General features: G+C 41.1%; 20 protein-coding genes. 9 read left to right on the top strand and 11 right to left on the bottom strand.

Annotation, left to right across the window (positions count from 1 at the left end; all coding sequences use genetic code 11):
• Positions 1-55: 55 nt before the first annotated feature.
• The 6 genes from ISP07_RS02000 (at position 56) to yegD (ending at position 7,895) form a co-directional block, all read left to right on the top strand.
• Positions 56-1,750, top strand: a complete 1,695-nt coding sequence (locus ISP07_RS02000) for a mechanosensitive ion channel family protein (RefSeq protein ID WP_324616084.1) — start codon at positions 56-58, stop codon at positions 1,748-1,750.
• A 368-nt stretch (positions 1,751-2,118) separates the two neighbouring features.
• Entirely contained in the window at positions 2,119-4,413 is a 2,295-nt protein-coding gene (locus tag ISP07_RS01995) for a TonB-dependent receptor (protein WP_209326611.1), read from the top strand.
• Between the two features lie 110 nt (positions 4,414-4,523).
• A complete protein-coding gene (locus tag ISP07_RS01990) occupies positions 4,524-4,823 on the top strand; it encodes a hypothetical protein (RefSeq protein WP_119853425.1) in 300 nt (99 codons plus the stop codon).
• A 48-nt stretch (positions 4,824-4,871) separates the two neighbouring features.
• The gene (locus ISP07_RS01985; protein WP_209326610.1) at positions 4,872-5,528 is read left to right on the top strand and encodes an HAD family hydrolase; all 657 of its coding nucleotides are present in this window, start codon (positions 4,872-4,874) and stop codon (positions 5,526-5,528) included.
• 92 nt (positions 5,529-5,620) lie between these two features.
• Positions 5,621-6,460 (top strand): DNA ligase, encoded by an 840-nt coding sequence (locus tag ISP07_RS01980; protein WP_228290476.1) that lies wholly within the window; start codon positions 5,621-5,623, stop codon positions 6,458-6,460.
• A 67-nt stretch (positions 6,461-6,527) separates the two neighbouring features.
• Complete coding sequence (gene yegD, locus ISP07_RS01975; protein ID WP_209326609.1) at positions 6,528-7,895, top strand: molecular chaperone; 1,368 nt, start codon at positions 6,528-6,530, stop codon at positions 7,893-7,895.
• A 32-nt stretch (positions 7,896-7,927) separates the two neighbouring features.
• On the opposite strand, the gene ISP07_RS01970 is transcribed toward yegD, so the two are convergent.
• From ISP07_RS01970 to ISP07_RS01955, 4 genes are all read right to left on the bottom strand, one after another.
• Positions 7,928-8,392 (bottom strand): methylglyoxal synthase, encoded by a 465-nt coding sequence (locus ISP07_RS01970; protein ID WP_063700272.1) that lies wholly within the window; start codon positions 8,390-8,392, stop codon positions 7,928-7,930.
• 8 nt (positions 8,393-8,400) lie between these two features.
• Positions 8,401-9,033, bottom strand: a complete 633-nt coding sequence (locus tag ISP07_RS01965) for a LysE family translocator (protein ID WP_209326608.1) — start codon at positions 9,031-9,033, stop codon at positions 8,401-8,403.
• 98 nt (positions 9,034-9,131) lie between these two features.
• A complete protein-coding gene (locus ISP07_RS01960; protein WP_209326607.1) occupies positions 9,132-10,973 on the bottom strand; it encodes a S8 family serine peptidase in 1,842 nt (613 codons plus the stop codon).
• A 222-nt stretch (positions 10,974-11,195) separates the two neighbouring features.
• The gene (locus ISP07_RS01955; protein ID WP_209326606.1) at positions 11,196-12,368 is read right to left on the bottom strand and encodes a multidrug effflux MFS transporter; all 1,173 of its coding nucleotides are present in this window, start codon (positions 12,366-12,368) and stop codon (positions 11,196-11,198) included.
• Positions 12,369-12,534: 166 nt separating this feature from the next.
• On the opposite strand from ISP07_RS01955, the gene ISP07_RS01950 reads away from it, so the two are divergent.
• Positions 12,535-13,011, top strand: coding sequence for a hotdog fold domain-containing protein (locus ISP07_RS01950; protein WP_209326605.1), 477 nt, complete (start codon positions 12,535-12,537; stop codon positions 13,009-13,011).
• Here ISP07_RS01950 and ISP07_RS01945 read toward each other — a convergent pair.
• The 5 genes from ISP07_RS01945 to ISP07_RS01925 all read right to left on the bottom strand — a co-directional run bounded on the left by ISP07_RS01945 (position 13,008) and on the right by ISP07_RS01925 (position 19,271).
• The gene (locus ISP07_RS01945) at positions 13,008-13,490 is read right to left on the bottom strand and encodes a bactofilin family protein (protein ID WP_209326604.1); all 483 of its coding nucleotides are present in this window, start codon (positions 13,488-13,490) and stop codon (positions 13,008-13,010) included. The two genes, ISP07_RS01950 and ISP07_RS01945, sit on opposite strands and share 4 nt — an antisense overlap.
• Complete coding sequence (locus tag ISP07_RS01940) at positions 13,480-14,631, bottom strand: M23 family metallopeptidase (RefSeq protein ID WP_209326603.1); 1,152 nt, start codon at positions 14,629-14,631, stop codon at positions 13,480-13,482. The genes ISP07_RS01945 and ISP07_RS01940 overlap by 11 nt, the downstream gene beginning before the upstream one ends.
• 150 nt (positions 14,632-14,781) lie before the next feature.
• A complete protein-coding gene (gene fahA, locus ISP07_RS01935) occupies positions 14,782-16,095 on the bottom strand; it encodes a fumarylacetoacetase (protein WP_054551781.1) in 1,314 nt (437 codons plus the stop codon).
• Between the two features lie 143 nt (positions 16,096-16,238).
• Entirely contained in the window at positions 16,239-17,285 is a 1,047-nt protein-coding gene (gene hppD / locus ISP07_RS01930; RefSeq protein WP_055021474.1) for a 4-hydroxyphenylpyruvate dioxygenase, read from the bottom strand.
• 555 nt (positions 17,286-17,840) lie between these two features.
• Positions 17,841-19,271 carry a peptide MFS transporter gene (locus ISP07_RS01925; protein ID WP_138616931.1) on the bottom strand — a complete coding sequence of 477 codons (1,431 nt, stop codon included), beginning with the start codon at positions 19,269-19,271 and terminating at the stop codon, positions 17,841-17,843.
• Positions 19,272-19,773: 502 nt separating this feature from the next.
• On the opposite strand from ISP07_RS01925, the gene tyrR reads away from it, so the two are divergent.
• Positions 19,774-21,330, top strand: a complete 1,557-nt coding sequence (tyrR, locus tag ISP07_RS01920; RefSeq protein WP_054551778.1) for a transcriptional regulator TyrR — start codon at positions 19,774-19,776, stop codon at positions 21,328-21,330.
• Between the two features lie 75 nt (positions 21,331-21,405).
• On the opposite strand, the gene ISP07_RS01915 is transcribed toward tyrR, so the two are convergent.
• The gene (locus tag ISP07_RS01915) at positions 21,406-21,894 is read right to left on the bottom strand and encodes a hypothetical protein (protein WP_209326602.1); all 489 of its coding nucleotides are present in this window, start codon (positions 21,892-21,894) and stop codon (positions 21,406-21,408) included.
• Between the two features lie 110 nt (positions 21,895-22,004).
• On the opposite strand from ISP07_RS01915, the gene ISP07_RS01910 reads away from it, so the two are divergent.
• On the top strand, positions 22,005-22,535 hold the full coding sequence (locus ISP07_RS01910; protein ID WP_138601468.1) for a thioesterase family protein: 531 nt from the start codon (positions 22,005-22,007) through the stop codon (positions 22,533-22,535).
• Positions 22,536-22,595: 60 nt separating this feature from the next.
• Here ISP07_RS01910 and ISP07_RS01905 read toward each other — a convergent pair whose 3' ends face one another.
• Complete coding sequence (locus tag ISP07_RS01905; protein WP_054551960.1) at positions 22,596-23,837, bottom strand: DUF642 domain-containing protein; 1,242 nt, start codon at positions 23,835-23,837, stop codon at positions 22,596-22,598.
• Between the last annotated feature and the right edge of the window lie 198 nt (positions 23,838-24,035).

Here is a 24,035-nt window from a genome sequence, read left to right as displayed (position 1 = left end):
ATTTAATTAGCTGAATATTTCAGCGATTTAATGTTTATCTAACAAGGAATAAAGCGTGAGCCGTTGTAATACCCAGTTTTCATTACAATTTAGTAAATTATTAGTGTGTTTTTTACTGTTGTTTAACGCGCCATTATGGGCAACAACCACACCAGAAGTGACCGTTAAATCCTTAATTGATAAAGACAGCAAGGAAGAACAAGTCGAACAAAAGCCCGTCAAACAAGAATCTGAAACCAATACACCTGCAACAGTTGAAAAAGCGCAGGAACCTCTCGAAGATGACTTGCCCTATGATGCCTTTGACCGGATAACGCCACGTAGTTCAATGCAGGGTTACTTAAAAGCGGCTCGCGCTCGCGATTTTGAACTGGCCAGCCATTATCTTGATTATCGTAATCTACCTAAAGACGTTGAAGCATTAGGAAAAATTCAACTTGCTGAAAATTTATCAGTGGTACTGGATCGTACCTTATGGGTTGATGTTGATAACTTGAGTAATAAGCCTGAAGGTAAACAAAAAGAAAGTGTGCCTAGCTATCGTGATTTGGTGGGGGAAATCAGTACATCACAAGGTAAGGTACAAATTTTATTACAACTAGTACCTGATGATAAAACAGATAATCGGATCTGGAAAATATCAAATGCAACGGTAAGTCAAATACCGTTACTCACCAAAGAGTATGGTTATAACAAAGTAGGTGAATGGCTATATGATAACTTGCCAGACATCGAGTTTTTGGGGGTGATGCTTTGGCAATGGATTTATTTTGCCTTCTCATTTGTGTTGTTTTTGCTAGTCGCGATTATCATTACTCGCTTAATCACATTTATCCTAGCACATTTGAAAGTACCTGTAGAAAATGACGTTATTGGTTTTATTAATGGGCCAATTAGCCTGTTACTTGCTGTGTTTATGGCGCGTTCATTGAACGACCAATCAAATGTCACTATTGCTGTAATGGCGCTATTCCATGGCGCAACTGTGTTATTAATTGCGTGGGGTTGGATTTGTTTACGTGCTGTGGATCTTGCCAAACACAGATTAAGCCAGCGTTTTATTAAACAAGATAAGCCACAAGCGATTTTCTTATTACGACCTATAAGCAATGTAGCAAAAACTCTGATTGTCATTTCATTGCTATTTATGTGGTTTGAAAATTTAGGCTTTAATGCTACTACCTTGTTAGCTGGCTTAGGCATTGGTGGGCTTGCTATTGCCCTTGCAGCGCAAAAAACTGTTGAGAATATCATTGCTGCAATCACCCTTTATATTTCTGCGCCGGTAAAAATAGGTAATCTATGTAAATTTGGCAGTCAGTTGGGGACTGTGGAAGAAATAGGCTTAAGAGCCACGCGTATCCGAACCCTTGACCGCTCTGTCATTTATGTAGCAAATGCTAAGTTTGTTGATATGCAGCTTGAGAACGTCTCTGAACGAGAGCGAATTTCTTATCGACCTAAACTGATGCTCAGCGCCAACACCAAGCAACAAAATCTTATGTCGTTTATGCAGGCCCTAAGAGAGTTATTAGAACAACATAAGCATATCGCCTTTGAACCGTGTCGGGTTCGCTTTAAAGGCTTTACGCCTTGGGCTTTACAAGTGGATGTACTAAGCTACGTAGAGACCGTCGACTTTGCATTTTATATGGAAGTAATCGAAGAATTAAATTTAGCAGTGTTAGGCTTATTAAATGAGCATGAATGCGAATTAGCTAACCCAGAATTCGCACGAGTTACCGATTAGTTACTGAAAAAGGAGCAAATGAAAGTGGCTCTCATTTGTACACATTGTCTACACATTGTTGTAATTAGATGCACAGGACATATGTCCGCTTTGTTGAAAAATAGTTGCATAAAATCTTCTAAATGTGCCGATGTTGCCGCTAATTGTTGTAAAAAATTTGTATATTTCTAAATTTTAATGCAGTAAAAGTGTCATAAAGTGTTATAATCGTCAGCGTTCGTTCAGCCTCTTCACTTCGTTTTGCACTCTCGATTTAGAGGTCCGCGCAGCTTATTACAAGGCGCGAAAAATTGGCCGAGCCCGTCAAATGAATTGACGCAACATCATCACCGTTGAATAAGAGTGCATAAAAAAGGTTAAAACCCGACATGAAAGCAATGAAAAGATCTACGTTAGCAACACTTATCAATGCAACGTTGTTCTCTGCCGTAGCAGGTACTTCATTTTCAACTCTTGCTGCAGACGAAGCGCCAGCAGCAAAAAACAACCAACTAGAAGTTATTCAAATCACCGCACGTAAACGTGTAGAAAATGCTCAGGAAGTACCTGTTGCTGTATCTGCTTTACAAGGTGACAACTTAGACGCTTACAGCTCAGCTGGTATGGATATTCGTTTTATGAACGCGAAGATCCCAAGCTTATCAATCGAATCTTCGTTTGGTCGTTCTTTCCCACGCTTTTATGTTCGTGGTCTAGGTAACACTGACTTTGACCTAAATGCTTCTCAACCAGTTTCGTTAGTTGTAGACGAAGTTGTTCAAGAGAATGCAATCTTAAAAGGTTTCCCTGTATTTGACGTAGCACGTGTAGAAGTTCTACGTGGCCCACAAGGTACTTTATTTGGTCGTAACACACCGGCAGGCCTTGTTAAATTTGATACAGTTAAACCATCACAAGAATTTGAAGGCTATGGCTCAGTATCTTACGGTAGCCGTGGCGCAGTTGACTTTGAAGGTGCTGTTGGCGGTGGCTTAACAGACCGTTTATCAACGCGTGTTTCTGTACTTTGGCAAGAAAAAGACGATTACATCGATAATCGTGCACCTGGTTTTGAACAAGATGACGTTTTAGGTGGTTACACTGAAAAAGCGGCACGTATTCAGTTTTTATACGAAGGTGACGATTTCACAGGTCTTTTCAACTACCACGTTCGTGATATGGACGGTAAGCCAATTCCATTTCGTGGTAATGCGATTAAAGCGGGTACAAACGACTTAGTAGATAATTTTGAGCACGATGTGGTTTACCACGATGCGGCTTCTCGTGCTACTCAGCAAGTTGAATCTCAAGGCGCAAGTTTAAAGCTTGAGTGGGATATTAACGATTTAACCCTTACCTCAATCTCTGCATGGGAAAGTGCTGAAATCTATTCTCGTGCTGACATCGACGGCGGTTACGGCTTTTATGTTAAAGACGATCCTTCAGCTCCAATGGGCCCAGGTTTTATCCCGTTCTACTCAGAAAGTGCTGACGGTATCCCTGATCAAGATCAATACACGCAAGAACTTCGTTTATCAAGCAACTATGCTGGCGATGTAAACTTCCAAGTAGGTGTATTCTACTTTGATGAAGCATTGACTATCGAAAACTTTAGCTTCGATACTTATGGCTCTACCCCTGGTGAATTGAACGGTTATGTTATTCAGCAGCAAGATACCAAAGCATGGGCGGTATTCGGTTCATTAGATTACACAATTACTGATGATTTAAAAGTTACTGCGGGTCTTCGTTACTCAGATGACGAAAAAGAGTTCTCTGCAAACCGTACTTTAAGCCCAATCGGTGGCGGTGCGTTATACCTAACAGAAAACCCAAGTGACGACCACGTTAGCTGGGATTTATCTGCTAACTACAAGATCAACGACGACGTAAACTGGTACGCACGTGTTGCTAACAGCTTCCGCGCACCAAGTATTCAAGGTCGTATCTTATTCGGTGATGAAGTAACTGTTGCTGAGTCTGAAACAGTGACGTCTTTCGAGACTGGTATTAAATCAGACGTACTTGACGGCCAAGGTCGTGTAAATGCAACAGTGTTCTACTACACAATGGATGACCAACAATTAACAGCTGTAGGTGGTGGTGCAAACTTCAACCGTTTAGTTAATGCTGATAAGACAACTGGTTACGGTTTTGAGTTAGACACTGAGTGGGTGTTGACTGACAACCTAAATGCTACATTTAACTTAAGCTACAACAACACAGAGCTCAAAGATGATGACCTAGCTGTAGCAGTATGTGGTCAATGTACAGTGACAGATCCAACATTCCAAGTGCCTGGTGCATTTGGCCCTGAAGATCGTGCAATTTTAGACGGTAACAGCTTACCGCACGCACCTGAGTGGATCTCTAACCTTACATTACGTTATAGCCGCGAAGTAGCTGACGGTGAGTTCTTCACTTACGCTGACGTGTCTTACCGCAGCGAAATTAACTACTTCTTATACGAGTCAGTTGAGTTTGAAGGCAAGCCATTAACTGAAGTAGGTTTACGTGCAGGTTATGCTTGGGCTGAAGGCGATAACGAATATGAAGTATCAGCATTCGTTCGTAACATGTTTGACGAGCAACAATCAATCGGTGCTATCGACTTCAATAACAACACAGCAATGGTGAACGAAGAGCGTTACATCGGTGCTGAGTTCAAAGTAAGCTTCTTCTAAGCTGAAATAATAAGTCTTATGAAAACCCGCTGTATAGCGGGTTTTTTCGTTTATAATCGCGTTGGTAACTGCTAAAGTGGCAGGATTAATTAAAGAGAAAGAGAATAGCTATGGCTGGATTTTGGAACTACCGTGTCATTTTTTGTGAAGCAACAAAAGATGAAGCGGCACAATATCAAATTCATGAAGTTGAATATAACTTGAATGGTAAAGTGACTAACTGGTCAGAAACCGGTGCCGCACCATTTGGTAATACAGTCGAAGAACTTGAAGCAGATGCAGAACGTTTAAAAACAGCGTTTTCTAAGCCGATTTTAAAAGTGGTAAGAAAGCAACGTGGCTACGAGCTGGTTGATGTAGAAACCGGCGAGGAAGCGTTTGCTGAACCTCCTGCGGGCTTAACTGAATAATCATATTTAAAGGTGCCTATGGCACCTTTTTACTTTGAAGGAATGAGGATGACTTTAAAAGCAGTATTGTTTGATATGGATGGCACCTTGGTTGACTCTGAAAGTGTGCATTTTACTATTTGGAATGATTTGTTAACTCCTTTTGGCGTGCAGTATGATGAAATCACGTTTTGCCAGCGTTTTTCTGGTAAACCAACGTTAGAGTCGGCAAAAGAAGTTGTTAGAGACTATCAACTCAATATCAGCCCAGAACAGTTAACGGATGATAAGTACGCTGCATTTGGCCGTTTTGTTAGTACTCATTTACCCGCCTATATGCCTCACGCAAAAGCAGTGCTAGAGCAAGTCAAAGACAGTGGTTTAAAAATGGCTTTAGTAACAGGCAGTGCAAAAAATGAAGCCTATCCTATTTTAAAAGGCTATGGCATTTTTGATTGGTTTGATTGTATTGTTACCAAAGATGATGTTAACAATCCTAAACCTGCTGGTGATCCTTACCAGCTAGCCCTTGATACGCTAAATATCACAGCTAATGAAGCCGTAGCAGTTGAAGATACCTATACCGGTGTCACCGCAGCGAGCAACGCTGCTGTTGCTGTATATGCGGTGCCGAATCATTTCACGTTAGAGCATGATTTTAGTAAAGCGGCAGGCGTGTTTGCTGATTTGAACGAATTTTTCAAATGGCTAGAAACTAAACTATAATTAGCTGGCAATCACAAAACAGCTATTGTTAAGTTGTTATGATTAAGCAGGAATAGCCACTATAACATTTACAAATTTGCAAGGAAGCAATAATGGTTAAATTCACTCGCGCGCTGATGTGCGCAATCATTTTATTATTAAGCCTCTCAGCTTTAGCGCAACAATCCCCTTCAGTCCTTTTAGCAAACGTCTATCAAGCCGAAAGGGTGAATGTAAGCGACTATTTAGTTAGTGAAAAATATGATGGCATTCGAGCTATTTGGACGGGGAGTCAATTAGTAACCCGAAATGGTAACCCAATTTATGCGCCAAAGTGGTTTACCGCGCCGCTGCCAGATGTTTGGCTTGATGGCGAGCTTTGGACTAAGCGCCAAGACTTTGCCAATGTGAGCGGGATCGTTCGAAAAGTCACACCTGTAGAGTCTGAATGGCAAACCGTCAATTACATGATATTTGATATGCCGGATGCGACAACGCCATTTAGTCAACGCTATGAAAACTACTCAAGGTTAGTAAACCAGCTGAAAATTGAGCATATTAAAGCCGTTGCGCAAATGCACTTTAATGATAACAAGCAACTTAGTTTGTTTATGGATGAACTAATCGCACAAGGAGCTGAGGGCGTCATGCTGCATCTAGCAGCTGCAAAGCATAGTGCAGGGCGAAGTGATGCACTGCTAAAGTTAAAGCCTTATTTTGACGCTGAAGCGGTTGTAATCGGTTATATCGCAGGAAAGGGTAAGTATAAAAATATGCTTGGTGCACTCAAGGTGCGCAGCAGTGATGGTACCGAGTTTAAAATTGGCTCGGGGTTTACCGATCAACAAAGAACATCACCGCCAGCGATAGGTAGTACTATTACCTACAAATATCATGGCTTTACTAAAAATGGCCTACCACGTTTTGCAAGCTTTTTGCATGAAACGCCATAGCGTCATTCAAAAACGGCTGCGACTATGGTAAATTTCGCGGCCTTTTTATTGATGTATAGGTGTTAGAATGTTTGCAGGCTTTGATTACGGTAGCTCAAATTGTGCAATCGGTGTAATGAATAACGAGCAACAAGTCTCTTTAGTGCCGCTTGAGCAGGGCAAACAATATTTACCATCAACACTCTATACTCATCACAGTGCTTTAGTGGTTGATTTTGTAGCAAAACACCTTGCTGGCAGCCCATTTGAGCAGGATTTTAAAACTGAACGTCAAGCGCTTTTAAATACCATTCCTCGCATTAAATCCGATTTAGATATTCAAGCTGGAGATGACACCTTATTTATTGGGCGAGAAGCGATCAGTGAATACGTGCAATTTCCTGAAGAAGGTTACTTTGTAAAATCACCGAAATCATTTTTTGGCGCAGTGGGTTTAAAGCAAGGGCAAATAAACTTCTTCGAAGACATTGCCACGGCGATGATCTTAAAAATAAAACAACGCGCCGAGCAATCACTGCATGAGTCATTAACCGAAACGGTCATTGGACGACCGGTAAACTTTCAATCAGTCGGTGGTGAAGAGTCTAATCAACAAGCGCTCGGCATATTAGAGCGAGCAGCAAAACGCGCAGGCTTTAAAGAGGTCTCATTTTTATATGAGCCGTTAGCGGCGGGGATTGATTATGAAACCTCATTACAGCAAGACCAAAAAGTGTTGGTTGTCGATATTGGTGGGGGTACTAGCGATTGCTCATTTGTACAAATGGGGCCGAGCTTTCGTGACAAGCAATGCCGTGACAATGATTTTTTAGCTCACAGTGGTAAGCGTGTGGGTGGAAATGATTTAGATATTGCGCTGAGCTTTCATGGTTTAATGCCATTGCTAGGTTTAGGCACTGAGTTTAAATCGGGTCTTCCACTGCCGAATCAACCGTTTTGGCAAGCTTGTAAAATCAATGATGTAAATCTGCAAAGTCAGTTTTATAGCGATGCCCATCATCGTGAGTTACTGACTCAACTTCGAGAAGTTAAAGAACCTGCGCTTTTTAAACGCTTAATTCAATTGCAGCAAAATAAGCAAGGTCATCAATTAGTGCAGCAAGGCGAGGCGGCAAAAATTGCGCTCTCGTCAGCGAATGAATTTACTACAGATTTGCGCTTCTTAGATTCAGACTTAACGCAGTGCTTAACGCTAAAAGATCTCGCTTTAGCTGTTGATGATTCGATAAGCCAGATAGTGAGCCTAGCTAAACAAGCGATTCAAGAAGCAGGCACAACGCCTGATGTCATTTACTTAACGGGCGGTAGCGCGCAATCACCACTGATCAAAGCCGCGTTAAAAGCCCATTTGGGTGATATTACTATGCTGAACGGGGATCACTTTGGTAGTGTTACTGCAGGTTTAACTAAGTGGGCGCACAAGCTTTATAGCTAATAGCCCCCACTTTGATATATCGACTTATAGAACTAAAGAGTCACTTGGCGCGTTGCGAGGTATTTTTCGTAATCTGGCAACGTGCGGCACAGCTCAGTTTCCATCATAGGTGAGCTTAATAGCATATCGGCACTGACTTCATTACAGGCAACAGGAATATTCCAAACCGCAGCTAAACGCAACAATGCTTTTACATCTGGGTCGTGCGGCTGCGATGCAAGTGGATCCCAGAAAAACACCAGCATGTGCACTTCATGTTCAGCAATTTTAGCACCGAGTTGTTGATCGCCACCCATAGGGCCGCTTAGCAGCTTAATCACTTCAAGCCCTGTTGTACGTTCGATTAAATGACCGGTTGTACCCGTACCGTACAGCGTATGCTTGCTTAAAATGGCTTGATGCTTTTCACACCACGCCTGAAGAGCAGCTTTTTTACCATCATGGGCTACGAGGGCAATATTCTTTTTGGCTGGTAAGGCTTGTTGTTTTTGTTCCATAAGTGCTCTTATATCAATAGGTTAATTGCTAGTGCAATAAACACCAGCCCCGTGATCCGATCAATCCAAATTTGGGTTTGTGGGTGCTCACGAAAATAACTGGCTATCTTATCGCCGAAATAAATATACGTGCAGTCGATAGGAAAAGCAAAAAGCGGGTAGAGTAAGCCAAAAAAAGCGAGCTGAAAGGTCGTTGAAGATAAGCTCGGATCGACGAACTGCGGAATAAACGCAATAAAGAATAAAGCGACTTTTGGATTAAGTACCTCGGTCATCATTGCTTGAAACATCACATTTTGCTTTTTACTGGTACTTACATGGGGTTTTTCGTCGCAGTCTGGCTCAGGCTGTGTGAAGGTGTCCTTTAACGTCATTACGCCCAAATAGCACAGGTACGTCGCACCTAAGTACTGGACTGTGGTATAGGCAACAGTCGACGCTTTTAAAATTGCCGTTAAACCCACCACCGCAAAAAAAGTATGCACTACACCACCTAAGGCAAAACCAAAGGCACTTTGCATTCCGGCTTTACGGCCATTGGCAAAGGTTTGTGCCATTAAAAATGCATTAGAAGGGCCGGGGGCTACGGCAATTAAAAAGCTGGCGCCTAAAAACGACAGTAGAAATTCTGGATTGATCATCGGCACAAAGATAAAAAGCTAGGTAGTTGATTTTAACAAGCTTCTAGAAAAAGAAAAAGCGGGCAATCAATGCCCGCTGATTTGGGTTGGGGAAAGTATTAGAACGTCACAGTGCTATTGTTTGAACAAACAGTTGTGCTTTGTGCCTCACATACTTGGTAAGTGTAAGTACCACCGCCTTTTGTTGTGATAGTGTCAGTATAGCTGTTAGTGTTTGCCACTGAGCCTACTTTGCTGCCATTACGGTAAACATCTACAGTGCTTGTAGCAGCACCACTCCAGCTTAAATCAATGTATTTAGTGCCTTTTGACTTATAACCTGAAGTAGAAAGACTAATATCATCACCACCTGGTGTTGTGCCACCGCCATTATCGCCACCACCTGCACAGCCATTGGCTGTTAGGTATGCATTTGCGTCAGCTGCTTTAACAATACCGTGACCGAAGTAAACATCGTGACCAGAAGCACCTTGATCTTCTGCCGTTGCTTTTAGTGCATCACGGATTTCTGTACCCGTACACTCAGGGTGATTTGACCATACTAGCGCTGCGATACCTGAAACAGCAGGCGTTGCCATTGATGTACCGCTCATGAAACCATAATCACTAGTACCAATTGCGATATCAATAGTTGTGCTTGAAAGAAGAGCTGAACGGTCTTCAAGTGCCGCACCGACAGCTGGAATTGTTGTATCGTTAGTTTCGCCTAGTGTAGCGTATAACATGCCTGCTTCGTTATTGATGATAACAGCCCCGATACCGCCTGAGTTCTCGCAGTTATTTACCTTGTCATAGAACGAGATATTGCCGCGGTCAATCATACAAATTTTCCCCGCTGCGCCAGAATCAACACTTTCAGCAGTACCCATGTAATACGCCGTGCCTGATGCATTACCCGCGTTTTCCATTGATGAAGTAGCAAAGCCTGCGCCATCAGCTGCTAAGCTAGCTGACGTTGCCATTCCAGCAGGGTAAGTAGAAAGTGTATCCACACCACCTGCTGTTACTTCAACACAGATAGTTTCATCTGTAGTAGCACGTTTACCACGACCAGATGTACAGCTAGGGAACTGCGAGAAATCTGCAATTTGGTTGTTCGCATCATTTGCACCAACCATCATTACTGATGGGTAGCCTGCAGGGTATGAACGTACGCTGTTACCATCGTTACCCGCTGCAGCAACGACTAAGCCGCCAGCACTTGTGAAATTAGCAAATGCGTTAGACTCGGTGCTATTTGAACCACCGCCACCAAGGCTCATGCTGATGATATTTGCACCTGCTTGAGAACATAAATCTGCTGCGTGTGCTAAGTCTGAAGAGTAACCCCAGCCTTCAGCGTTGAATACTTTGATGATGTGCATTGCCACACCGGGTGCCATACCAACCACACCAACATTGTTGTCTGCTGCACCAATTGTGCCAGCTACGTGAGTACCATGTGGGCCACCATTGTCGTACCAGTTACCTGTGCCACTGTCATTATCACCTGTGATGTTACCCCATACAAAATCAGGGTTTGTAGCATCTAAACCAGAGTCAATCACACATACTTTCATACCAGCATTCGCATCGAAGGTAACTTGATCAGCTTGTGATTGGTAAACTGCGTAAGGCGTTAATTGCTGTTGCATTGCATTACCAGCGTCATCGTTATAAAGCGCCATAGGTACACGCTTTTGATCTTCTTCAACTAGTTTGATGTGAGGGTTGTTTAGTAAGCCTTTTATACTTGCAAGGTCATGACCTGTAAATTGCGCTGCAATGAAGCCATTACCATCAACTTTAATATCACCCCCAAGCTTTTTAGCGAGGGCTTTAACTACGCCTTTTTTATTGTTGTCGACTTGGATGATGTAACGGTCATTTGCTGCGTTTGCAGTTCCTGCTGCACATAGTCCACTGATGATCAGTGCTAATGCTAATTTATTCTTTTTCATAATTCGTGTCCCAAACCTGTTTTATGGTTAACCAAATGTTAACGCAAGTAAACAATAGTTTAATAAAGCAATAGGTACAAGCAAAATAATCCACAAAACTGGAACAAATCATTCTAGAAAGATGCTTTTTATAACGGTAGGAAATAACAGGATGTCTAAATGGGTAAATAGAATATAACGATTCTCATTTACCCGATATAACTAAAAGTATGATAAAACTTTTTATGACAAATGCTTATGTTTGATCAATAAGTAGGTAAATGGGATGAGCATTAAAAAATGTACGCCAATTAATACTGGTGTAGTCAAATTTAACAATTGCGTTATAAACACTAATAAACTTGCGCCACTCATTTGCATTAAGCCTATAAGTGCTGAAGCCGTACCTGCTTGTTTAGGGAACAAACTTAATGCACGGCCTGCTGATGAGCCAAGTGTCAGTGCAAAACCAAACGCAGCAATAAACATCGGAAACATCAACGCAAGCGCAGTACGTTGTTGGCTAAAGGCCAACATTAAGGCTCCTGCGATTACAAGCAGCAGGAGTCCTGCTTTTAGCGCGCGCTTTGGTTGACGTTTGATGTACAGTGGCATTATAAAGCTTGCAACAATGCTCAATACCGCATTACAGGTAAACCAGAAAGTAAAGTCGGTAACACTGCCACCTAATTCAGTAATAAGCCAGCCAGGTGCTAGCGTAACGAAGACTAAAATAGCCGACATAGTTACCAAGCAAATTAAGCTATGGAATAAAAACAATGGTGTGCTGATAATTGGCATAAAACGGCGCAGGTCAAGAATATGACCACTATATACACTATCTGCAGGGCGGGTTTCTTTATACATTAACAAGGTTATGAATAAACCAATGAGTGCAAATACAGCCATGAATAAAAAGTTCATGCGCCAACCAAACTGTACTGTGAGCCAAGCGCCTAAAATTGGCGCGAGGGCAGGGATAAAGCAAACGATACCATTAAGATAAGTAATAATTTGGCCGCTACGTTCACTACCAAATCGATCTCTTACAATGGCAAAGGCCACTACAAATGTGGCACAGGCCCCCAAACCTTGCAGTGCTCTTGCAATCATCAGACTTGCAAAATCTGGTGCCAGATACGCGCCAAACGCCGCTAAACCATAAATTGTCACCCCGGTGATTGCCACAGGCTTACGACCAAATTTATCTGCTAATGGCCCTGCAATGAGCTGCCCAAGTCCGACAGTAAGCATAAAAATAGCGACGGTTTGCTGAATTTGCTTTTCTGAAGCACTGAATTGTTCTGCAATGGTCGGAAATGCGGGTAAGTAAATATCAATTGCTAACGGGCTAAAGATAACCAGAAGGCCAAGAATAAATAGTAAGCTGAGGTTTTTGTGCTGGCGTGACTGCATTCGCTCTCCTTTAAAACGGTATTTTATGTGCCCCTAAAGGAAAAGAAAAGCGTTCAGTTAGCTAAATGTGTAATCATTAAAACTGCTTACAAAAAATTTCCATTTCGCTATCTGGTCTGATGTGTTAGTTTTTTATCTTACATCATAAAAATAATGGATAAACGTCGTGAGCTCACCATCATCATTATTAAAAATTTGGACTAAGTGTCAGTCATTGCCGAAAGGTAACTGGTTGTTTAGTAAAGCCGTGTGCTTTAAAGCACCTTACTTTGGGTCTATAAAGCCATTGATCACAAATTTGACTGCTGGGCATTGCAGTGCAATTGTTCAAAATCGCCGCGCAATCCATAATCACATTGGTACCATCCATGCAATTGCACAGTGCAATGTGGCAGAGCTTTGTGCTGGCTTAATGGTTGATGCAACTGTGCCGGCAAAAACGCATCGCTGGATCCCAAAAGGCATGACAGTGAACTACCTAGCAAAAATTGATACAGACATGCGTGCAGTTGCACAGATAGACGTGCCGAGTGAGTGGCTAGAAAAGCAGGATTTGCTAGTGCCCGTTAAGGTTTACAATAGCCGCGATGAACTTGTCTTCACCGCGGATATTACTATGTATGTAACCGCCAAAAAACGTTAAGACTTATCAGCGGCTTGTTTGTTTACAAACGACAAGTCGTTGTCATCATCAGCCAATATTGAAGTACTCGTTTGTTCTTCAGGCTTAATAGGCGCCACATTATCTTCTTCATTACGATGTTTTAAGCTGCCTTCAATGATAGCTCCGGCTTCAATACTTAAAGTGTCGTGAAATACATCACCATGGACTTCAGCAGTACTTTCAATTGTCACTTTGTTGGCAATGAGTGAACCGATGATTTTACCTTTTACGACCACACTGTCTGCTTCGATAACACCTTCAATCATACCTGTGTGACCAATCACTAAGTGTTTAACATGTAAGTCGCCTTCGATACGACCATCAAGTTGAACCTCACCTTGGCTGGTAAGGCTACCTGTTAAGCGTACGTCTTCAGAAATAATAGAAGGAGTATGGTTGGTTCTTTTTAATGATGAGCCAGACGAACTAGCTGTTGATTGTTTTTTTTTACCGAACACGAGAAAGCGCCTTTGTTATTTTAACTGGATTGACATGTTTGCCATTCACTAAAACTTCGTAATGTAGGTGGGTACTGGTACTACGGCCTGTACTACCCATTAAACCGATGACATCATCTTTAGTTACTGTTTGGCCTTTTTTAACCTTAATTTTATTAAGGTGGCCGAAGCGAGTAACGAAGCCATTTTTGTGTTGTAGTTCGATAAAGTTGCCATAGCCGCCATTACGACCTGCACGAAGTACGGTGCCATCGGCTGGAGCAAAAATTTCGGTTTTATGCCAACCTGCTAAATCAACACCTTTATGAAAAGCACGGCGGCCATTCATTGGGTCTTTGCGTAGGCCAAAACTGCTAGAAATATAGTAGTCAGCAGCAGGGAGTGTTTGTGGTAACTCACTTAGCAAGTTTTCTAGGTTGTTTAACGCTAGTAAGTTGTCGGCAATTGCTAAAAATTCAGCAGGAATTCTTGATTCGTCAAACAAGTCTAACGGGCCACCCTGGGCTGTGTCTGAGCTTTCAAGTATTGAGGTATTGGCTAGACTACTATCAAGACCTGCCCCTTCGAGCATGGCAACAATTTCTTGATGGCGTAATTTGATTTGTTCATCTAGCACTACGAAACTACGATTATAAGCCGCATCAAGACGTGCTAAACGCTCAGTCATACTTTCTAAGCGTTTTACTTGTTTTGGTTGCTGCTCATCTTCTAAAGGAGCATGAAAATCTTCAGCATTTTCTTTAATCGGTAAAAGTAGAGGTTCAGCATCGTTTGGCAATGTGGGTTTGTTCATCGATTCTGGTAGTGATTCAATCATGCTTTGCAATAGCGCTTGTTTTTGCTCAAGAATGGCTAATTGCTCTAATTGTTTTTCATAGGCAGCTTGCTGTTGAAAGTGCTGCTTTTTCCACTCTTGCTGCTTGGTAACCTGTTTTTGCTCAATGCTGGTTATCTTGTCTGCTTGTGAAATGATTTGAAGTGTTGAGATACTAAGCCAAGCAATGGCTATTAAAATAACCATTAGGGTCGTCAATTGTAGCCAAGGCGCTAATACCAAGTGTTTTACTTCGCCATTTTGACGGATCAACAGCTGTCGAGCTGGAAAAAACGTGCGATAAAAAGACTTAAGTTTAACTAACATGGCGTACAAAATTTAACTAATAACCGAGTTAAGATAGCAACCTCAGTTAAAAAAGCCAGCAAAAAATTGTAACTCAGCTGAAAAAGCACAAAAAAAAGGGCAAAAAATGCCCTTAATACTTGTTCTGGAAATAAAAATAGTGAGTTACTTTTATTTAGCAGGTAGCACGGTTCCTTCAACTGAACCAAAACCAATTCGTGCAAAACCGTCTTTTTCGCACCAACCACGCATGATTACGTTGTCGCCGTCTTCTAAGAAAGCACGCTGCTCACCATTAGCAAGGGTGATCTTTTCCTTACCACCGCGAGAAAGCTCTAATAATGAACCTGCTTCTTCGTGCTCAGGGCCTGATTGCGTACCCGAACCTAACATATCGCCTGGTTGAAAGTTACAGCCATTTACAGTGTGGTGAGTCACCATTTGCGCAACTGTCCAGTAAGAGTGCTTGAAGCTTGATTTAGAAACTTGTGTTGGTGCTTCGCCGGCTGCACGCATCTTTTCAGTTTCGATTTGTACATCCATCTTGATATCAAATGCACCAAACTCACGGTTATGAGCTGACTCTAAATAATCCATTGGTTGTGGATCGTTTTCGTCACGTGTCCAGTTTGTTCTAAATGGTGCCAGTGCTTCTGTCGTAACAATCCAAGGTGATACAGTCGAAGCGAAGTTTTTCGCAAGGAATGGACCAAGCGGCTGGTATTCCCACGCTTGTAAATCACGTGCAGACCAGTCATTAAATACACAGAATCCAAATACGTGGTTTTCAGCATTTTCGATGGCAATCGCATCGCCTAATTCATTACCTTTACCAAGGTAAATACCTAACTCAAGTTCGTAGTCAAGGCGTTTACACGGGCCGAATGATGGTACTTCTGCATCTGGCGCTTTAGTTTGACCGTTAGGGCGGTGGAACGTTTGACCAGATACATCAATTGACGATGAACGGCCGTGATAACCAATTGGTACCCATTTGTAGTTAGGTAGAAGTGGGTTATCAGGGCGGAATAGACTACCTACCGCTGTTGCGTGGTAAATAGAGGTATAAAAGTCAGTGTAATCACCAATACGGCACGGTAGTGCAAATTCGATGTCTGCTTGAGCGATAAGCGCTTCGCTTAATTGCGCTTGCTCACTGGCACCTTCACGAAGTGCTTTTGATAACGCTAGACGCAGTGCAGACCAATACTGCTGACCAAGACCCATAAATTCATTGAGTGTAGCTTGGCTTGCAGCTTTAACGGCAATCTGTGCATCACCAGAGAATAAACCAAGTTCATTTACTTTTGCTAAGTCGATAACTTGATCACCAATAGCTACAGCGCCACGGAACGCTTCATCTGAATTTTTACGACGTACTTCTGCAAAAGGAAGGTTTTGAATTGGGAAGTCACAGTTCGCTTCGTTAGCAGATGCAACCCAGCTTTTTAGATTAATATCGTGGGTTTCGTTAATTAGGCTCATACTCTTTCCTTATTGGTTCGCGCTGATTTATTAGTTATCTATATGGAGGCAATCAACGCAATTTAAACAGTTAGTTTAAAACAGAATTTAAAACGACAAAAAGCAGCGTGTTAAACGCTGCTTTTTAAGCGCAATATGGCGGTTTAGATTACACCACGACGCTCTTGATCACGCTCGATTGACTCGAAAAGGGCTTGGAAGTTACCTTCACCAAAACCGCCGTCATCTACACGTTGGATCATCTCGATGAAGATAGGACCAAATAGGTTCTTCGAGAAAATTTGCAGTAGATAACAGTTTTCGCTTTGGCTATCTACTAGGATCTGATGCTTACGGATCTTCTCTTTATCTTCTTTAACCCAAGGCACACGGTCAAAAATGGTGTCGTAGTACTCTGGGATGATATCTAGTGTCGCAATCGTTGATTGGTCAAGCTTATCAAGTGAACTTACTAGGTCATTCGTTAGGAATGCTAAATGCTGTACACCCGGACCATTGTACTCATTTAAGTACTCATCGATTTGGTTGTTGTTGTTATCTTTACCTTCATTGATTGGAATCGAGAAAGTGCCGCACGGCGATTTTAGTGCGTAAGATAATAACGCTGTTTTTTGACCTTTAATGTCAAAGTAACGAACTTCAGTAAAACCAAATACGTCTTTATAGAAGTTAGCCCATGTTTCCATCGTGCCTTTATAAACGTTATTGGTTAAATGGTCGATACGGATGAAGCCTTTGTCTTCAACAATGTTTTGCTCGCTTAAATCTTCAAAATCTGACTCATAGATAGAACCTTTGTCGCCAAATTGCTCGATGAAATAAATTAAGCTGTCGCCGATACCGTAAATAGCAGGGTATGGTAAGTTTTTGTGAGTTGAGTCTGTAGCAGGTTTTGCACCGCGCTCAACAGCAACTTCGAATGCTTTTTGTGCATTCTCTACACGCCAACCCATAGAACAGATTGCCGGGCCGTGGCTTTTAGCAAATTCAGCAGAGAAACCTTCACGCTCATTGTTTAGTAAGAAATGAATGTCGTGTTGGTTGTAGTACACAATGTCTTTACCTTTGAATTTTTTTAGCTTTGAGAAGCCAAAATCAGTAAATACTTTGTCCATGTAATCTGCATCAGGTGTTGCGTATTCAGTGAATTCAATGCCCATTAGGCCTAACGGATTATTTACTTCGCTCATTGTCATTACTCCCGCAATTATAAGCACTGCGCTAAAAAGAATTATTGTTATGTAATGAGCGGATGATTAACCAGAAATTCAATTTGGGGAAGATCACAGCGTTATTTAGTCAAAGTCCCTTTTGTAAATTTAATGAGACAATGGTTTTAATTTCATCATGTGAAGTGAAAATAGTAAAAATAAAGATCAAAAAGAGTAAATAAAGCGCCGTTAATAAATATTTAATGAACTGATATTTATAAGCTTTTTTGTATTTTATTCGTTTTGTTTTCGCCAAATAAAGTTAGAGTGAATGTATCGAATTGTTTACATTTTTATGCTGGTTGTTAAGGGCTGGTATCTCAAGTTTATGATTAAACGAAGTTCAGAAATTGAGAGTTTTTAAATAGGAGTTTTGTCATTGTATGGAAGCGTTCTTGAGTTAATGTTTCAAATTAGAAAGTAATATCGGAAAGATTAATGGCAGAAAGGGGAGTGTATGTGACTTTGCTACTATTAACTAGTAGCCTATTAAGCTATAAGTATCCCCACAGCTCTAGCTGTGGGGATTGAGTTTTATTGCTTTTCAGCTGTCACTTCTAGCTCTTCAGCTAAAATGTGCTCAGTAGTTTGTGGCTCGTGTTGGCCTTCAGCACCATGCATCCAAGCTACAAGTTTGTCGCTTAGTAAGTACATGATCACAGCAGAAAGTACCGCTGTTGCGCCTAAACCAATGAAGATACCCATCGCGTTGTCTAACGCTTCTTCACCTTCACCTAGGAATGAACCTACGAAACCAGCAATCTTGTTTGCAACCGCTGTACATAGGAACCAAATACCCATAAGCATTGAAGCTAGACGAAGAGGTGCAAGTTTACTCACCATAGATAGACCAATTGGAGATAAACATAACTCACCTAGTGTGTGGAATAAGTAGAATAATACTAACCACATCATGCTAATTTGTAGGTGCTCACCTTGACCTTGTGTCATTAACGCGAAGATCATAGTGATGAAACCAAGCGCTAAGAAAATAAGTGCAATAGCAAATTTAACTGGTGAATTAGGTTCACGTTTATCAAGCTTTAACCAAATAATGGCAACTAAAGGTGCAAATACAATGATGAAAATTGAATTTAAAGATTGGAACCATGAAGCAGGCACTTCAAAACCAAGTAACATACGGTCAGTGTAATCGTTAGCGAAAAGGTTCATTAAACCACCCGCCTGTTCAAAGCCCATCCAGAAGATGATGCTAAATACACTCATAGTAAAGATAACTTTAATTCGGTCAGTTTCAACTTTCGTTAATGGCTCTTTAGTATTTGATTCAGATTGTGCTTGAGAAAGCTTAGCTGAAGGCACTACACCGATTTCGCCTAAGTATTTATTACTTAGTGCAAGTTGGAGAAGAACTGAGATCACCATACCTACGCCAGCTACGATGAAACCCCATTGCCAGCCCATTGCAGCTGCAGCATAACCCGCAACTAGAGGACCTAATGCACCACCTAGGTTGATACCCATGTAGAAGATAGTGAACGCGCCATCACGACGTTGGTCACCTTCTTTGTATAGATCACCTACCATAGTTGAAATGTTTGGCTTGAATAAACCGTTACCAATGCAAAGAAGTGTTAAACCAATGTAGAAAATATTTTCTTCTTGGCCAGCTAAATAGCTGTGAGGAATACCCATAGTGAAATGGCCTGCAGCCATTAATAAACCACCAAGGATAATTGCTTTACGTTGTCCTAATACGTTATCGGCTAACCAACCACCGAATAGTGGTGTGATATATACAGCCATTGTGAAGGTACCATATAGGCTCAATGCGTCTGCATTTGACCAACCAAAACCACCTTCTTGTACAAGCGCTACTAAATATAAAACTAAAATGGCGCGCATGCCGTAGTAACCGAATCGTTCCCACATTTCTGTGCCGAACAACAGGAATAACCCTTTAGGATGCCCTAAAAAGTCACCTGCTTTAGGTAATGAACTCATATTTACTTCCTAACTCTAAGTTTTTATTTGAGGCCTTATTGTTTTTGCTTTGGTCGTTCTATGTAATTTATTCAGTGAACGGGCGGCCATGTTTTTTTGATGCAGCTAAGATAATGGTTTGTTGCTCAAGTTATGAACTCAAGGGTATAGGACACACCCTTATCCTAGCTACAAGTGCGCTACAGTATACATAGACCTCTTGGTCAGGGGAAGATCTTGCGGTAGGTACACCATTTGTTGCGTTAACTTAACCTTACCAAATACAACCAATTTAAGATTACTTGATACTTGTCAGTAATAATTAGCAATTCATTTTAAGTTTAAGTGATGAGTTACTTTTGTTTGGGTAGGTGTAATTTATTGCAATGAAAGCGGATCTTTTGGCATCTGGATAGCTGAGCAAGTACTTTAAATTGTCCAAAATTGTTTACAATAGACTATTCAGCCGCTAGTAGTTAGCGTATTATTCTCATACTATAGGTTCCCGTTTTTTGAGGATGTAATGCGTTTAGATATCCACTGTGCTGACCGAATCGGTATCGCACAAGAGATTCTCAATATCTTAGTAAGTTATCAGGTTGACTTAAAAGGTATTGAAGTAGATTCGGTTAATTGTCGTATGTATGTCAGTTTTCCTCCTATTGAATTTGAGCAATTCCAAAAGATCATGCCTTCTATTCGCTTAATTGACGGCGTGATGGATGTTCGCACAACTGCATTTCTACCTTCTGAGCGAGAGCATAATGAGTTAAATACATTACTGCGAGCATTGCCTGATGGTGTGATATCTATTGATGCTAAAGGCTGGGTGCGATTATGCAATGATGCAGCTTGTCGCGATTTACAGCTATCTGAAAGTGAAGTTATAGGCGCTAATATTAATAACTTGCTGAAAGGCTTTAACTTTACTCGCTGGTTAGAGGGTAAAGAAGTACTTGGTCAAACAACGCGTGTAGAAGTTGCTGGCGAAGATTTTATTGCTGATATTCTTCCTATTTCAGTTCCACAAGGTGCTGAAGGGGATGTGTTAGCAGGCGCCGTTATTAACATTAAATCGCAAAGTCGACTTGGTCAGCAAGTGAGTGCCTTTCGTCGATATGGCCAAGAAAGTTTTGCGACAATCCATAATTTTAGCACTGCGATGCGTCGTGTTGTTCGTGAAGCTCGCAAAATGGCACAGCTTGAAGCGCCAATTTTGATAACTGGTGAAACGGGGACCGGTAAAGAACTACTTGCACGGGCTTGTCATTATGCATCAAACCGCTCAGTAAAGCCATTTATTGCCTTATCGTGTGCATCGTTACCTGATGACGTGGCTGAGTCAGAGTTATTTGGTTATGCGGGCTATGAAGAAAACGCGGCACCCAAACGCGGCGTCTTAGAACAAGCCGATGGTGGTACGGTGTTTTTAGATGAAGTTGGTGAAATGTCGACTCAATTGCAAACTAAGTTGCTGCGATTTTTACAAGATGGCACATTTCGCAAAGTCGGTGATGAAAACGAAGTAAAAGTGAATGTACGTATTGTTGCTGCAACGCAAAAAGACTTACCGGCCATGGTGCAAGAGGGGACATTTAGAGAAGATCTTTATTACCGGATTAATGTTTTGACCTTAGAAATTGCGCCATTACGTGACAGAAAAGCTGATATTGGCCCGTTAGCAGAACACTTTATTCAAAAGTATGCCCAACAAAATGGTCATTCTGTGCCTGTGATGTCTGAAGATTGTTTACGCTTTTTACAAGATTATCCGTGGCCGGGTAACGTGCGCCAATTAGAAAATGCGATTTACCGTGCGGTGTCTTTGTTAGATGATAACGAACTGCGTATTGAGCACCTGCAGTTACCAACCTTTACTCATGATTTAGGTTATCTTGAGTCTGACTTTGAAGGAACTTTAGATCAAGCGGTAAAACGTTTTGAGGCGACCTTACTTCGTAAGCTCTATCCGGCTTATCCTAGCTCTCGCCAGCTCGCTAAGCGATTAGGATTGAGCCACACGGCAGTGGCAAATAAGCTTCGAGATTATGGTATTAACCGCAAAACAGTGAAGGTTTAAAGGTAGCAGCTCATAATACTTTAAATTAAGCAAAAAGGCTTTGGTGAAAACCCAAGCCTTTTTTGCTGTTCAATATTATTGTTTGGTGCCCATATCTTTGGTAACACCATCAATGGCAATATTTTTAATCCCCTCATTGTCGAACTTAACAACAACACTGATGTTATTGCGGGCAAAAAAGTAATCTCGGTTATCTAGGCTAATAACGTAATCGCCTTTAACTGAGTCGCTAAATTTGCGCTTTTCAAGTTTTAAGGAGTGATCTGCTATTTGCCAATTGAAGCCTTCAATAAAGCCATTATTAAACTCTTGTACCCAAACTTGTTGTTCGTCTTTACTCAGTGTAATCGCAACGGAGTATGACTCAGGCAAAGACATGTCATAGCTTTTATCACCAATAGTGAATTTTTCGGCAGTTTGTCGCCAAGCAAAACCAAATTTAAAATCTTTTTCCACACCCGTTGGGTATTTTAAAGTACCGTTACCTGGAAAGTTGAAGTCAGCATATGCTGAGCCGGTAAATAAACTTGCAGAAAATAGAGTTACCAAACTGAATAGTTTCATTAGGCTTATCTGTTTTTATAATAATATATGCACAGATTAGAGCAGAATATTCGCCTTAGCAATATGCTGTGATACACTTTGTGAATTATCAACTGGTTAGACCTTTTATTGTGAATCTATATTTTCGACTAATATTATTGTTTTTTAAAATCAAACGTAATCGTGACTATCAAGGTTTACTCGACACGATAGATATTGAATTCAGAGCACTGCCGACTGATTGCGATATTAACTTGCACCTGACTAATTCCCGTTATTTAGCAATGATGGATTTGGCGCGCACTTGGATGACAGAAAGAGTAGGGTTGCTTCAACATATTATGAAACGTCGTTGGTTCCCGATCGTTAATGCGACTGCAATTACCTATATTCGCGATATTAAACCAATGCAAAAATACACTGTTAGTACGCGTTTAGTTGGCTGGGACCATAAATACTTTTACATCGAACAAAAGTTTCACTCTGAGCGTGGATTGCATGCGATTGCCTATGTACGAGGGGTATTTAAACGTAAGAAAGGTGTTGTGAGCGTTGAAGAAATGCTTGAAGTTGCTGGGTTTGAAGGTGTAGCTCCTATCTTGCCAACAGAAGTAATGCACTGGAAAGAAATGTTAGAGCAAAAGAAACTCACAAATAAGTGATACCCAAGATAAATAAAAAAATGCCAGCTAAGCTGGCATTTTTATGGTTTTAAACACAGTTTACTCTGCAGCGCAAACTGCTTCACTAACAAATGTTAAGTCATTAACATGCGAAGGACCATCCATTACAAACGTTGCTTCTGCAGTGTTTTGGTCAAGTGAGTAGATTTTAGCATTTTCACCACTTTCGCGGCCTGAAACATAAATTGTACCATCATCTGCAATCGCAATACCTGATGCCCAATTTACACCATGCTCACCAACAAGTGTCAATTCTAAGCTACCTTCATCTAGCGTATAAAGTGCTTTACCTGTTAACACGTAAAGTACGTTAAAGTCATTTGAGTAAGCAATATCACCATCTGAGAAAGTATCACCAGGGTAAGATAGTTTACCAAGAACTGTCTTATCACCTGTTTCTAAATCAAAGTCGTACATATATGTCTTACTTGTTGCACGAAGAGCAAGACCATCAGCGGTGACTGTTGAGCGGTAAATAGGGAATGAAGTTGCATCAACTACTTCCGCTTGTTGGTTAGTTGCTAAATCTAAGCTGTAAATTTTAGATGCTTTGCTGCTCTTATCTAGTTGCTCCATGAAATAAAGCACACCGTCTTTACTTGCAATATTTGAAGCTGTGTTATTTAGGCCTGCAACAATAGTGACAGAGCTTGAAACTGGGTTGAAATGATAAACATAGCCCTCAGTTTCTGAACCGAAGTTATTAATACCATATAGACCTGTTTCAACTGCACAAGGTTCTGGAATTTCTGTTAGAGAAACATTATCAAGAAATGCGCCTAAAGAGTCTGATTTACCAGCACCAGCAAAGCTCAATACTGAACTAGTATCGTTTGCTTCTACAGTAAAGCTATATTTAGTCCAGCCTTTTGTGCTGCTATTAATGGTCGCTAATTCATTACCATTCCATAAAACTTTGGCAGCGTTTGTTGTCGCATTACCTTCAACACGCGCAGAGTAATAAAAAGTAAGTTCGTACTTTTTACCAGCTGAAGTAGCTACGCTCTGCGAAATTGAATAGTTAGCAGTTGAGTCTAGTTCAAGAAGTTGATTACCATCTTGAGCTGGAACAATACCTAATTTGTTAGTTTGTAACTCAAATTTAGCATTGTTACTACGGCTCCAGTTATCGATATTACTGAATAACTGCCATTGTCCACCATGGCCAGTTACAGTGTTATTTTCAAATGACCCGTTTTCAACTAGGTTTGTGCTTGCCATTGCCATACCAGATGCGATAGCTAAAGGTAACACTGCTAATTTAGAAACTAAGCTTTTCATGACAGTCTCCGAAGTTGTTAACATAAAATTAATATTTAATAGTATCATTTTACTGCTTTTTGCTGGTGTTTATCAAATAGGGAATAGATCTAAATTTATACTTTTTTAATTTTTCATATTAATCATTTGATTTTTAATAAGAATTTAGTTTGTAGGAAAATTCTGATTTTTCGATGGGAAAATAATAAAAAACGCAAA

Origin of the sequence: Pseudoalteromonas sp. PA2MD11 (assembly GCF_017808125.1) — a bacterium.
Classification (GTDB): domain Bacteria; phylum Pseudomonadota; class Gammaproteobacteria; order Enterobacterales; family Alteromonadaceae; genus Pseudoalteromonas; species Pseudoalteromonas simplex.
Note: the sequence above shows the minus strand (reverse complement) of the source record. Positions and strands in the feature narration are given on the sequence as shown.

Coding starts and splice junctions, on each gene's coding strand:
- ISP07_RS01995 (WP_209326611.1), top strand. CDS start 2,119: ATGAAAGCAATGAAAAGATCTACGTTAGCAACACTTATCAATGCAACG.
- ISP07_RS01990 (WP_119853425.1), top strand. CDS start 4,524: ATGGCTGGATTTTGGAACTACCGTGTCATTTTTTGTGAAGCAACAAAA.
- ISP07_RS01985 (WP_209326610.1), top strand. CDS start 4,872: ATGACTTTAAAAGCAGTATTGTTTGATATGGATGGCACCTTGGTTGAC.
- ISP07_RS01980 (WP_228290476.1), top strand. CDS start 5,621: ATGGTTAAATTCACTCGCGCGCTGATGTGCGCAATCATTTTATTATTA.
- yegD (WP_209326609.1), top strand. CDS start 6,528: ATGTTTGCAGGCTTTGATTACGGTAGCTCAAATTGTGCAATCGGTGTA.
- ISP07_RS01970 (WP_063700272.1), bottom strand. CDS start 8,392: ATGGAACAAAAACAACAAGCCTTACCAGCCAAAAAGAATATTGCCCTC.
- ISP07_RS01965 (WP_209326608.1), bottom strand. CDS start 9,033: ATGATCAATCCAGAATTTCTACTGTCGTTTTTAGGCGCCAGCTTTTTA.
- ISP07_RS01960 (WP_209326607.1), bottom strand. CDS start 10,973: ATGAAAAAGAATAAATTAGCATTAGCACTGATCATCAGTGGACTATGT.
- ISP07_RS01955 (WP_209326606.1), bottom strand. CDS start 12,368: ATGCAGTCACGCCAGCACAAAAACCTCAGCTTACTATTTATTCTTGGC.
- ISP07_RS01940 (WP_209326603.1), bottom strand. CDS start 14,631: ATGTTAGTTAAACTTAAGTCTTTTTATCGCACGTTTTTTCCAGCTCGA.
- fahA (WP_054551781.1), bottom strand. CDS start 16,095: ATGAGCCTAATTAACGAAACCCACGATATTAATCTAAAAAGCTGGGTT.
- hppD (WP_055021474.1), bottom strand. CDS start 17,285: ATGAGCGAAGTAAATAATCCGTTAGGCCTAATGGGCATTGAATTCACT.
- ISP07_RS01925 (WP_138616931.1), bottom strand. CDS start 19,271: ATGAGTTCATTACCTAAAGCAGGTGACTTTTTAGGGCATCCTAAAGGG.
- tyrR (WP_054551778.1), top strand. CDS start 19,774: ATGCGTTTAGATATCCACTGTGCTGACCGAATCGGTATCGCACAAGAG.
- ISP07_RS01915 (WP_209326602.1), bottom strand. CDS start 21,894: ATGAAACTATTCAGTTTGGTAACTCTATTTTCTGCAAGTTTATTTACC.
- ISP07_RS01905 (WP_054551960.1), bottom strand. CDS start 23,837: ATGAAAAGCTTAGTTTCTAAATTAGCAGTGTTACCTTTAGCTATCGCA.